Below are 12347 nucleotides of genomic sequence, written 5' to 3'. Positions count from 1 at the left end.
CGATGAGACACACGCGCCGCGATTTTCCCGACGATTTCCTGTTCGGCGTTGCCACATCCGCCTATCAGATCGAAGGGCACGCGCAGGGCGGGGCCGGCTCGACGCATTGGGATACTTTTGCGGCCACGCCCGGCAATGTCGTGCGCGCAGAAAACGGGGATCTTGCCTGCGACCACCTGAACCGGTTCGAAGAGGACTTCGATCTTGTGCGTGACGCAGGGTTTGATTGCTATCGCTTCTCGACAAGCTGGGCGCGCGTGTTGCCCGAAGGGCGCGGGCTGGTCAATCAAGCCGGGCTGGATTATTATGACCGTCTGGCCGACGCGCTATTGGAACGCGGCATCCGCCCTTGCGCCACCCTGTATCATTGGGAGCTGCCCTCACCTCTGGCCGACCTGGGGGGATGGCGCAACCGCGATATCGCCGGTTGGTTCGCCGATTTCACCGAGGTTATCATGGGCCGCATCGGGGATCGAATGCACAGCGTTGCCCCCATCAACGAGCCATGGTGTGTCAGCTGGCTGAGCCATTTCGACGGGCACCACGCCCCCGGCCTGCGCGACATTCGGGCTACCGCGCGCGCAATGCACCACGTTCTGTTGGCCCATGGCCGGGCTATTGAGACGATGCGCGGATTGGGATTGTCCAATCTTGGGGGTGTATTCAATCTGGAATGGGCCGAACCCGCCGATAACAGTGACGAGGCGCAGCAAGCCGCCGCCCTGTATGACGGAATCTACAACCGGTTCTTTTTGGGCGGCGTGTTCAACAAAGCCTATCCGCAGAACGTCCTTGACGGGCTGGAATCCCATCTGCCAACCGGTTGGCAAGATGATTTCGACACGATTGGCGCGCCGGTCGACTGGTGCGGCCTGAACTACTACACCCGTAAATTAATCGCGCCTTCAGACTCTGTCTGGCCGGGTTTTGTCGAAGTTCCGGGCCCATTGCCAAAGACCCAAATGGGATGGGAAATCGACCCGGACGCTCTGACCCGTTTCCTGACCCGGGCGGCGCGTGAATACACAGGCAGCTTGCCCCTCTACGTCACCGAAAACGGCATGGCCAGCCCCGAGCGCCAACAGGACGAAGACCGCATCCTCTATCTTGATCAACACCTGTTCGCCGTTCAGGCCGCGCTTGATCAAGGGGTCCCGGTCAAGGGCTATTTTGTCTGGTCTTTGCTGGACAATTACGAATGGGCCTTGGGGTACGAAAAACGCTTTGGCCTGGTTGATGTGGATTTCGGCTCCATGAAGCGAACTCCGAAAGCGTCATATTTCGCCATGCAGAAAATGCTGACGGGTACTGTTGCGGAAGTTTAGCATGGATGGAAGGCACGGCGTTTCATCCTGAATCCGGTCGCCACCCTGCCCGCCTGCGCAACCATTTCAAGTCAACCGTGACACCTCTGTTTGGTTACAACATCCCGCCGTGAGGATCATCTTCAACATATCCGCGCAACGTGTCGATATCTTCGATCTCTGCATGATTTCGGTTGATTCTGACGCCGACTGTTTTGAGCCGGGAAAACGCCCGGCTCAGGCTCTCTGGTTTCATCCCCAGACGACCGGCAATGAGCATCTTGTCATAAGGAAGCGACACATCGCAGCTGCCCTCGGCGCAGTCGCACAGGTTCAAAAGGAATTCGGCCACCCGCTGCGCGCCCGTTTGTGCCTTGAGCTGCTCAAGCTGAGCCACCAGAGAATGCAGATGCGTGAACGTGGACGCCAGAATCGAAATTCCGATTTCGGGGTCTTCTTTCATCAGCGAGATCAGGATCGGGCTGGGGATATGCATCACTTCGCAGGCCGACACAGCTTCGGCTGAGACAGGGTATGGCACGTTCCGAAGCGCGACGGCCTCGCCAAAGCTGTCGCCGCGTTTGAAAACGCTCACGACCGCCTCAGAACCAGTCGGGCTCATGCGGAAAAGCTTAACCCATCCCGCCAGCACAACATGAACTGCCTGCGCAGTTTCCTCCTGTAGGAAAATCGTCTCTCCGCGATCATACTGCCGCCATATTGCGTGACTCAGCAGCGTCTCGACATGCTGATCCGGCAAACTGCGCAGCAGAAGCGACTGACGTGCGATCGCCTTTTGTGCTTCATGCGGCACAACAACGCCCTCCCTGACTTTTCTGTAGCGGGAAAACCATGACCCATCCGCGCTGTCTTTAAGCTATGTCAAAACTGCAGCGACCGCATCAGGTTTTTGATAACACTCCAACTTGACATTAGTCATGTTGTGGCGACCGGGCCTGACCTATCCTCGGTCCAAAGCCAGTATTCCGGGGAGCACATAAAATGGACTACGAGCGATTTTTTGTTCAGCGCCTTGATGACCTTCGAGACGAAGGGAACTATCGTGTTTTCATAGATTTGCAACGCCGGTGCGGGTCTTTCCCCAATGCCCGGCAAACGGATGGCACGGTGCAGCGCGACGTGCGGATCTGGTGTTCCAACGACTATCTTGGCATGGGTCAACACCCATCTGTCATCGGGGCGATGCATGACGCATTGGACCGCTGTGGCGCGGGTGCCGGAGGGACGCGAAACATATCAGGCACCACTCACGACCACGTGCTGCTTGAGGCCGAACTGGCTGATCTGCACGGAAAAGAAGCCGCGCTTCTTTTTACCTCCGGATATGTTTCGAATTGGGCGGCGCTTGGCACACTCGCCGCGAAAATTCCTGATCTGATTGTTTTCTCGGACGCGTTGAACCATGCCTCGATGATCGAAGGCATCCGCCATTCGCGGGCACAGAAGGTGATCTGGAAGCACAATGACCTGGCCGATCTTGAGGCGAAACTGGCCGCTGCAGACCCCGATGCACCAAAGATGGTGGCGTTTGAATCGGTTTATTCCATGGACGGTGACATCGCCCCGATCAAAGAGATCTGCGATCTGGCCGACAAATACGGTGCGATGACATATCTGGACGAGGTTCACGCCGTTGGCCTTTACGGCCCACGCGGCGGCGGTATCGCCGAGCGCGAAGGCCTGATGGACCGCCTGACCGTGATCGAGGGTACCTTGGGCAAGGCGTTTGGCGTGGTGGGCGGCTATATCGCGGCCTCAGCCGCGCTGTGCGATTTCGTGCGCAGCTTTGCCAGCGGGTTCATCTTTACCACCGCCCTGCCCCCGTCAATTGCGGCCGGCGCTGCGGCCTCGATCCGGCACCTGAAACAGTCGAATGTGGAACGCGACCTGCAAAAGGCCCGCGTCGCGCAGGTCCGGGCGCGGTTGGATGCGGAAGGCATCCCGCATTTGCCCAACCCCAGCCACATCATTCCGGTGATGGTGGGTGATCCGGTGAAGTGCAAGTTTATCTCGGACACGCTGCTGGAGGAATTCGGCATCTATATCCAGCCGATCAATTACCCCACTGTGCCAAAAGGGACCGAGCGCCTGCGGATCACACCGTCTCCGGTACATACGGATGACGATATCGACCATCTGGTCGGTGCCCTGTCGGCGTTGTGGCAACGCTGCCAGATCGCACGGATGCCGATGGCCGCCCAATAACCAAAAGCGCCCCCTCGCCTGGAAAGTCGCCGCCCTGAACGGGGCGGCGATTTTCTTTGGTCAGATCAGGTAGAGTGCGAATATGATCAGGACAAATCCTGTCAGTACCCCTGTGAATCCCCGCAGCCAGGCCGGGCTTTTTGCCAGGTCAAGATATGCGGCAAGGATGACACGCGACTTGATCAGGGCGAGGATCAGGATACCAGCGGCCAGCAGCGCGGGAGCCAGAGACGACAAGGTCAATAGCGCTGATACGACGCTGAGCGCCATAAGTGTGAGCCATGCGCGTGTGAGGGCGTTCGGGAGCCTCCGGCGGCCGTATTTGGGACAAGAAGAAGGCGCGGGCATTGCTCTTATCCCAGCAGGTAGATCACGGGGAAGAGCATGATCCAGACCAGATCGACCATGTGCCAGAACTGTGCGCCTGTCTCGATGTTGCGGGGATGGTCGCGCCACGCGACCAGCAGCAGGATCAGCACGCCAGCCAGCACATGCGCGGCGTGAAAGCCGGTCAGCAAGTAGTAGAACAGGAAAAACGGGTGGGTTTCAAAGGTGATGCCCTGGGTGGCTTTGTCTGCGTATTCCGCGCCTTTGACAATCAGGAACACAACGCCCAACGCAGCCGCCGCGATCAGCGCCAGACGGGCGGCGACGCGGCGGGCGGCTTGCCGCCAGTGCAGGGCCTGTGCGGCGAGGTAGCCGGACGTGATCAGGACGGCGGTGTTGAGCGCCGCGCCGGTGCGGAAGAGATGCGATTGCGCTTCGGCAAAGCCCGCAGGATCGGTCAGGCGGACGCCCATGAAGGCGATCAGGCCCGCGCCGAAGACCAGCAGTTCCGAGATGATCAGCACCCACATCAGCAACTCGCCCGGAAGCTCGTCGATGAGGGAGCTGTCGGTCATGCGCCGACCAGTTGGCGGTAGATCTGCGGCAGGGCCATGGTCAGGCGGTGCGGGTCGGGGATGACGGCGAACCCGCCTTGGCCAAACATGCGCGGGAACCAGCTTTTGCCGGTTTTGTCGATGGTGACGCCAAAGACCGATTGTCCGGCGCGGCGCGCCTCGCGGACGGCCATGCAGGTGTCTTCAATGCCGTGGCGGCCTTCGTAATGGTCCAGATCGTTGGGTTTGCCGTCAGTGATGACCAGCAGCAGGCGGCGTTTTCGGGATTGCTCTGCCAGATCGGCCGAGCAATGGCGGATGGCGGCGCCAAGGCGTGTGTAGTGGCCGGGGCGCAGCGAAGCGATGCGTTGTTCGACAGTTGACCCCATCGGCTCATCGAACCGTTTGCAGCGCTGCACATAGACGCGCTGGCGTTTCAGCGAGCTGAAGGCGTGGATGGCAAAATCGTCTCCGCAGGCGTTCAGGCCCCAGGCGAGCGCGGCCAAAGCCTCGCGTTCGATGTCGATCACGGCGCGGCCTGTGACAGCGCTCTCGGTTGAGCGGCTGACGTCCAGCAGGATCGAGACCGCCAGATCGCGGGCCTCGGGGCGGGATTGCATCCAGATGCGTTCATTGCCTTCGCCGCTGGCGTGGCGGTCGGTTTCGGCGCGCACGGCGGCTTCGATATCCAGCTGATCGCCGTCCAGATGGCCTCGGGTCATCACGCGGCCCGGGCGCAGCGCCTCGAACTGACGTTTCACGGCGCGGATGCGGCGGGCGGTGGCGGGGTCTTTGCCAAACTCGGCGGCGTCTTCGCGGATGTCGGCATCGGACAGCAGGACGTTCACATGGTCCGGCAGGTACTGACCGGTGCGCACGTCCCATTCGGGATAGAGAATGCGTCCAGACAGACGCTCGCGGTTCACATCCTCGGGTGCGAGGTCGAGATGCAGTTTCAGCTTGGTGGGCGGGGCTTTGGATATCTGGCCCAACCCGATCTCTTCCTGATCGTCGGCGGCTTTCTTGGCGTTGTCGGGATCGTCGTCGTCGATGCGGCGGTTGATGTTCAGAAACTCGGCCCAGCTGAGAATGGCTTCGAACTTATGCAGGATGAAACTGTCGCTGCGGTTGGCCTGATCGGATTTGCGGCGGCGGGCGCGGTGGGTTTTCTCGCCCGACTCTTCGGGTTCACCTTCGGTGTAGGGGTTTTCGACTTCGTTATGTTCGGAAAAGCCGACGGCGCGCAGCTCGGGCCACAGGGGCACCGGGCGCATCGGTTGATAGCCGCGCGGGGCGGTCAGGTCGCCGTCCAGCGTCAGAAGCTGTTCAGCTTTCTCAGACAGCGGCGCGGGGTCGTCCAGCATATGACGGATAAGTTCTTCCACCGCAGCCTCAACCGGTGGCAAACCGGGAATGCCGCGTTGGTGCAGCACGCCCTTGCACAACTCGGTATAAAGCGGGCGCAAGCCGGGGGCGTCGTCGAGCGTCACCACAACCATGTCCTGCGCCGCCATCAACGCGCGCAGATCGGTGCGCAGCGGGTCGTCTTCGTCAATGCGGGTTCCCGCATGGGCGGCAGCAGCGGCCAGCCAGACATAAAGCGCACCATTGGCCTCGCGCGCCGGAAAGACTGCCAACCGATCCGGCAGACGCAGAACTTCGCCATCGAAGGACGCGCGCGGCATCAACTCGGCCTCGGTCGCCAGTTTGCGGCGCCAGCTTAGGCGGTGGCGTGAAACCTCGGGTGAGACCGGGCGCAATTCAACGCCCGGGCTACCCCCAAGTCCTCGGAAGAGGACGGCCAGCCGCCCCGCGACCTCAGAGAGGTCGACAGCGGCTCCATCATGCACCTTGGGTGCATCGAGGCGGCTGGCAAGGGTGTGCCACAGTTTCCCGATCGTTTCTTCGGGTTCCCATGGCTCAAAATCGATCCTGACCATCGGCCGGCCTCACCCAAAGACAGCCGTGACAAGATCGAGGAGCCCGCGTTTGATGTCCTCATCATCCGTCAGAGGTTCAACCATAGCGGCAAGGATGGCGCGGTCGGTCGACATGCCCTGTGCGATCAGCGTCGCGGCATAGACAACCAAACGGGTGGAAACGCCTTCCTCAAGGTCCTGACCCTTGAGCCCGCGCAGCTTGTTCGCCAGCCGGATCAACGGCTTGCAACGCTCCAGCGGCAGACCGCTTTCCTGCGCGACCACCTGCGCCTCCAACTCAGGCGAGGGGAAGTCGAATTCCAGCGAGATAAAGCGCTGCCGGGTCGAGGGTTTCAGGGTTTTCAGGATATTCTGGTAACCGGGGTTGTATGAGGCGACCAGCATGAAGCCGGGCGCGGCCTCAAGCTCCTCACCCGTACGGTCGATTGGCAGGATGCGCCGGTCGTCGGTCAGCGGGTGCAGCACAACGGTGACGTCCTTGCGCGCCTCGACCACCTCATCAAGGTAGCAGATCGCACCTTCGCGCACCGCGCGGGTCAGGGGGCCGTCGACCCAGACGGTTTCGCCGCCTTTCAACAGGTAGCGGCCAATCAGGTCGGCAGCGGCCAAGTCATCGTGACAGGCCACGGTATAAAGCGGGCGGCCAAGCTTGGCGGCCATATGCGCCACAAAGCGGGTTTTGCCGCAACCTGTCGGGCCTTTCAGCAGGACCGGCAGGTCGTTGGTGTAGGCGGCGCAGAAGACGTCGCATTCATCGCCCTGGGCGAGGTAGAAGGGGGCGTTTGCCGCCCCCTCATTCAGTTTCATGGAGCCGTCCATGTTCATCACTCCGCAGGGGTTTCGGCTGCGCCGGGTTCAATGACCTCTTTCCGGGGCACCCAGACCGAGTAGATGAACAGCAGCGCGCCAAGGACCACGACAATGCCAGAGCCGAGACGCATCCAGTAGAAGACTGCAATCTGGTCCTGCACGTCCATGAAGTAGTCGCCAACCACACGTTGCATGTGCGTTTGCACGGTGCCACCGAAGGTCAGGACGAAGGTCATGAAGACCATGCCGCTGGTCATCAGCCAGAACGAGCCCATGTTCAGAACCTGATTATAAGGATCGCGGTTCTTAAGGATCGGCATTGCATAGCTGAAGATCGCCAGATTGAGACAGACATAGGCACCGTAGAAGGCCAGGTGACCGTGGGCTGCGGTAATCTGCGTGCCGTGGGTATAGTAGTTCACCCCGTGCAGCGTATGCAGGAAGCCCCAGACACCGGCACCGAAGAAGGCCAGAGTGGCACAACCCAGCGACCACAGCAGCGCGGCCTTGTTGGGGTGGTCCCGGCGGCCCTTCCAGACCATGACGAAGGCAAAGGCCATCATCGCGAAGAACGGGATCACTTCGAGGCTTGAGAAGATCGACCCGATCCACTGCCAGTAGCCCGGTGTACCGATCCAGTAATAGTGGTGCCCGGTCCCAAGGATGCCCGAGAACAGCGCGGCGGCGACAATGACATAGAGCCATTTTTCGACGATCTCACGGTCGACACCCGTCAGCTTCAGCATCAGGTAGGCGAGGATCGAGGCCATGATCAGCTCCCAAACGCCCTCAACCCAGAGGTGGACAACATACCACCAGTATTGCTTGTCCAGGGACAGGTTGCCGGGGTTGTAGAAGGCAAACAGGAACAGCAGCGCCAGACCCCACAGACCCAACAGAAGGATGTTGGTGATGGCGGTCTTCTTGCCCTTCAGAACGGTCATCGACACGTTGTAAAGGAAGATCAGCGCGGCCACGACGATGCCCGCCTTGACCCATTTGGGTTGCTCAAGGAACTCGCGCCCTTCTTTGCCCAGCAGCCAGTTGCCTTCGAACAGGTTGAAGACATAGGTCACAACCACGCCCAAGGTGCCGACAACAAGGATGATCAGCTGAAGATAGGCCAGTTTGGGTGAGTGGATCTCACGCTCGGCCTCTTCCGGGATCAGGAAGTAGGCCGCCCCGAAGAAGCCCAGGATCAGCCAGACGATCAGAGAGTTGGTGTGCAGCATCCGCACGATGTTGAACGGCAAAAGCCCGCTCAGGAAGTTCGGGAAGACATAGATCAGACCGGCCAGCAGGCCGCCCAACACCTGTATCGCGAACAGGCCCATGGCTACGGCAAAGTAGGCGTAGGCGATTTTTTGGGATTCGTATTTCATTGTCCTTGTCCCTTTCTCAGCCTGCCTCGTTCGGCGGCCAGTCCTGAGCGTCGATATTGTCCGTCCAGATCAAAAAGTTGGTCAGATCGCGGATCTCTTCGTCGCTGAGGTCGAAATTGGGCATCTGCCGACGACCGGGAATGCCGGTCGGCTGTGCTTCCATCCAGCCCTTGAGGGCTTCAAAGGCTGATTCCGGGTCGTCCAGAACGCCCCAACGGGTCATCACATTCGCGACTTCGGGGGCATAGTAGGCCCCCTCGCCCAGAATGGTGTGACAGTTGATACAGGCGTGTTTTTCCCAGACGTGTTTGCCCCTCACCACACTTTCATCAAGCTTTGCCGAGTTCTCGGAATTGACGATATACAGGTGCGAATGGGCTGACAGAGCCAGAAAGATGAGGATGAAGAACAGTGACCCGCCATAAAATATGTTGCGAGCCATGCTCTTTGTCATGACTTCTCGCATCGCGCTCTCCTTTGCGCAGATTAGCTAGTGTGACGACAATGGCGGTTGGGTCGCACGGGTGCCTTAACGAAAGTCAAGACTGTGGGCGGGAATGGATAAATCCACAAAATATATGAATATTCAGGCCGCACGCGGACCGGTCAGGGCCGACCACATGGCGATCAGATAGAGCGTGAAGGCCCCGATCCACAGCCCGTCCACCACCAGCATCGCAGTCAGATAGCCGGTGTTCAGATCGGACCCTACCCACCTGAGAATCGCCGCCAGCGCCATCAACCCATAGGCCACCGCCATCGGTGTCGGCGCGATCAGCGCCCGCCCGCTGTGACCCAGCGCGGCGCGGCTCATGACGGCCAGGGTCATGCCACCGACGCAGCCGATTCCCAGCACATGCAGCGCCGCGACTTCGCTTCCGACGCCCAGCAGGGACAGACCCCATAAGATGAGGCCGAGCGCAAGCATTCCAAGCCCGATATGCAGCGCAATCAGGATCGGCTGCCGCAGCGCCCAGACCGATCGCCAGCGCGCCATGCGCAGGACCTGCACGACGCCTAGCCCCAGCGCAAAGGCCCCCGTGACCGGGCCAAGTCCGAACGTCAGTGCGCTCAGCGGCAGCAGCAGCGCGACGATCATCCCTGCCTTGTCGAGGGCGGCGACCGAAACTGGCCATGCCGCCTCGGGCGCGCCGTCGCGCTTCATCGCGTTGCGGGTAAAGGCCGGGGTAATCCGCCCGCCCAGAATTGCGATCATTGAACACAGGGTCAGCAACCCGGCCCGCAGACCAAGGTTCAGAGTATCCCGGGTGATGCCGATCCATTCCAGATGGGTCAGAAGATTGGCGACCCAGATCAGGCTGAGGAGCAGCAGGAACACCATGTTCTGCGGCTTGGGCCGCCGGATCAGCTGAGTCGCGATTTTCGCTGCCAGAATCGGCACAAAGGCCAAATCAAGCACCGCCACCAGAACCGGCGGCAACAGGCCGGAAAACCACATCGCCAACCGCCCCAGCAACCACAGACCTGCGGCCAGCGCGATGAACTGTGCCCGTGCCTCTTTCGCGCCGGTCCAGTTCGGCACGGCGGTCAGGAAGAACCCGCCCAACGCGGCGGTGGCATAGCCAAAGATCATCTCATGCGCGTGCCACATCGGGGGGGTCATGGCGTAGGTCGGATCGGTGTAAGGCACCGCCCCGGTCTGCGTCATCAGCCACAGGCCCCAGACGCCGCCGACAAACAGGCCATAAAGCCCGGCAGATAGGAAAAATACCCTAAATCCCTCGCCCAAAACCCGCGCGATTATTGCCGACATAGCTGCTCTCCTCGGCTCTACTGGCTTTGACCCACAGCCTAGCGGGGATTGCCCCGTACCGACTTAACCAAGGTCAAGCGGTTCTAAACATGCCTCAAAAACCCTTGTTTTATTGGGTGGTTTTTTCGCTTTGCGGTGCAGTTTGCGTCACTGCCGTTGACTTTCGTCAAGGATGACATCCGCGTGATGTCCCACCCTAGGACCTGCCTCACCAGCAAATGGAGAGTGATCATGTCACTTGGAATTAGCTACAACAGAACTGGCCGCGCCTTTGGGGTCGGTTTGGCGATGTTGCTGGGCAGCGTTGCTGCGCCAGTCTTCGCCGACGAGCCGACACTGAGCAAGGAAGCCTTTGAATCATCGAAACAACTTTACTTTGAGCGTTGCGCCGGTTGTCACGGCGTGCTGCGCAAAGGGGCAACGGGCAAAAGCCTTGAGCCGGTTGTAGAAACAAAAAACGACGATGGCACCGTCACCGTATCCGGTACCCTGAAACTGGGTCAGGACCGGCTTGAAAAGATCATCGCATGGGGGACCGAAGGCGGGATGAACAACTTCTCGGACGTTATGACCGAGGACGAAATCCGCGATATGGCGACCTACATCCAGATGGAGCCGCCCAAGCCGCCGGAAATGTCGCTTGAACAGATGATGGCGACTCGCAAGGTCTATGTCGAACCCGAAGATTACCCGTCCGAGCCGCTGCATGGCCGCAACTGGGAAAACTTCTTTGTGGTCATCGAGCGTGACGTGGGCAAAGTGGCCGTGATCGACGGCGACACCAAGGAAGTGCTGGCACATATCCCGACCGGGTATGCCGTGCACGTTCTCAAGGCGTCCGAGCACCACAAACTTGAAGAACCGGAAAACCCGGGCCGCTTCTGGTACACCATGGGCCGCGACGGCAAGATGACCAAGATCGACCTGTGGCAAAACCCGGAAAACATGCTCGTGGCCGAGGTGACCATTGGTTACGACGCCCGCGACGTGGCCGTATCCGGCGACGGTAAATACGTGATCGGTGGGGCCTATTGGCCACCGCATTTCGCCATCGTTGATGCCGAAACCATGGAGCCGAAAAAGGTTGTTTCGACCCGCGGTGTGAACGTGGACGGGGATTATGTGGAAGAGGCCCGCGTGGCCGCTATCTACACCACCCCGAACGAGCCCACATGGATCGTCGCTGTCAAGGAACTCGGCCAGCTTTGGCAGGTGGATTACACCGATCTGGACAACTTGCGGATCGACAAGATCGACAGCGCCAAGTTCCTGCATGACGGGTTCTTTGATCCAACTGGTCGCTTCTTCCAGATCGCCGCAAACGCGTCGAACAAGATGGTTGTCGTGGACACCCAGACTCACAAGCTGGAGGCTCTGATCGACACGGCACCGCTGCCGCACCCCGGCCCGGGCGCCAACTGGGATGACCCGAATTGCGGTCCTGTTGCCGGTACGACCCACTTGGGTGAAGGTACAGTCACCGTTTGGGGCAACGACCCTGAAGGTCACCCTGATCAGGCTTGGAAAACCTGCTACGAGGTCGAAACCGACGGCCCCGGCCTGTTCATCCGGACACACCCGGAATCGGACTATATCTGGGCCGACCAAACCAAGCACCCCGAGCCTGAGATCCAGCAATCGGTACAGGTCATCGACAAGGCAACCGGTGAGATCGTGAAAACGATCCAGATCACCGAAGAGGAAGGCAACGTCGCCGTCCACTTCGAGTTCAACCAGGACGGCTCCGAGGTCTGGGTTTCCAAGTGGAACCGCTCGACCTCGAAAGAGGCCAACGGTGAGATCGTGATCTTCGACGCCAAGACGCTGGAAGAGATCGGACGCGTGAAGGGTCTGTTCGCTCCGACCGGCAAGTTCAACGTCTACAACCGGTCGAACCACGTCACCTGACGGGTTTGAAACCAACACCGGAAAGGGCGGGCCCCTCGCCCGCCCTTTCCACGTTTGAGACATCAGCCAAATCCACAGGCCTGACACCCAGGGCCAGAAAAGACAGCCATAACGGAGCCCGG

At 60.1% G+C, this 12347-nt stretch carries 11 protein-coding genes; 3 read left to right on the top strand and 8 right to left on the bottom strand.

Features of this window, described 5'->3' with window-relative positions; all coding sequences use genetic code 11:
• Window positions 1-2 precede the first annotated feature (2 nt).
• Window positions 3-1325 (top strand): GH1 family beta-glucosidase, encoded by a 1323-nt coding sequence (locus ACR0J5_RS15300; RefSeq protein ID WP_480654828.1) that lies wholly within the window; start codon window positions 3-5, stop codon window positions 1323-1325.
• A 94-nt stretch (window positions 1326-1419) separates the two neighbouring features.
• On the opposite strand, the gene ACR0J5_RS15295 is transcribed toward ACR0J5_RS15300, so the two are convergent.
• Window positions 1420-2118 carry a Crp/Fnr family transcriptional regulator gene (locus ACR0J5_RS15295; protein ID WP_480654826.1) on the bottom strand — a complete coding sequence of 233 codons (699 nt, stop codon included), beginning with the start codon at window positions 2116-2118 and terminating at the stop codon, window positions 1420-1422.
• A 188-nt stretch (window positions 2119-2306) separates the two neighbouring features.
• On the opposite strand from ACR0J5_RS15295, the gene hemA reads away from it, so the two are divergent.
• Window positions 2307-3530, top strand: a complete 1224-nt coding sequence (hemA, locus tag ACR0J5_RS15290; protein WP_480654824.1) for a 5-aminolevulinate synthase — start codon at window positions 2307-2309, stop codon at window positions 3528-3530.
• Between the two features lie 60 nt (window positions 3531-3590).
• Here the strand turns inward: hemA and ACR0J5_RS15285 are convergent, their stop codons facing one another.
• From ACR0J5_RS15285 to ACR0J5_RS15255, 7 genes are all read right to left on the bottom strand, one after another.
• Complete coding sequence (locus ACR0J5_RS15285) at window positions 3591-3878, bottom strand: cytochrome C oxidase subunit IV family protein (protein WP_480654822.1); 288 nt, start codon at window positions 3876-3878, stop codon at window positions 3591-3593.
• A gap of 5 nt (window positions 3879-3883) precedes the next feature.
• A complete protein-coding gene (locus ACR0J5_RS15280) occupies window positions 3884-4432 on the bottom strand; it encodes a cytochrome c oxidase subunit 3 (protein WP_480654820.1) in 549 nt (182 codons plus the stop codon).
• Window positions 4429-6351: a nitric oxide reductase activation protein NorD gene (locus ACR0J5_RS15275; protein ID WP_480654819.1), complete on the bottom strand. Its 1923-nt coding sequence runs from the start codon at window positions 6349-6351 to the stop codon at window positions 4429-4431. The genes ACR0J5_RS15280 and ACR0J5_RS15275 overlap by 4 nt, the downstream gene beginning before the upstream one ends.
• 9 nt (window positions 6352-6360) lie before the next feature.
• Complete coding sequence (locus ACR0J5_RS15270) at window positions 6361-7176, bottom strand: AAA family ATPase (RefSeq protein ID WP_480654817.1); 816 nt, start codon at window positions 7174-7176, stop codon at window positions 6361-6363.
• Window positions 7176-8543, bottom strand: coding sequence for a cbb3-type cytochrome c oxidase subunit I (locus tag ACR0J5_RS15265; RefSeq protein ID WP_480654815.1), 1368 nt, complete (start codon window positions 8541-8543; stop codon window positions 7176-7178). Before ACR0J5_RS15265 ends, ACR0J5_RS15270 begins: the two co-directional genes overlap by 1 nt.
• A 16-nt stretch (window positions 8544-8559) precedes the next feature.
• A complete protein-coding gene (locus ACR0J5_RS15260) occupies window positions 8560-9009 on the bottom strand; it encodes a c-type cytochrome (RefSeq protein WP_480654813.1) in 450 nt (149 codons plus the stop codon).
• 120 nt (window positions 9010-9129) lie between these two features.
• Window positions 9130-10317, bottom strand: coding sequence for an NnrS family protein (locus ACR0J5_RS15255; RefSeq protein WP_480654811.1), 1188 nt, complete (start codon window positions 10315-10317; stop codon window positions 9130-9132).
• Between the two features lie 231 nt (window positions 10318-10548).
• Between ACR0J5_RS15255 and ACR0J5_RS15250 the strand changes: the two genes are divergently transcribed.
• Entirely contained in the window at window positions 10549-12225 is a 1677-nt protein-coding gene (locus tag ACR0J5_RS15250; protein ID WP_480654809.1) for a cytochrome D1 domain-containing protein, read from the top strand.
• Window positions 12226-12347: the final 122 nt, after the last annotated feature.

Source organism: Ruegeria sp. BE1, assembly GCF_056538885.1.
This window is presented reverse-complemented; position numbering and strand designations above follow the sequence as displayed.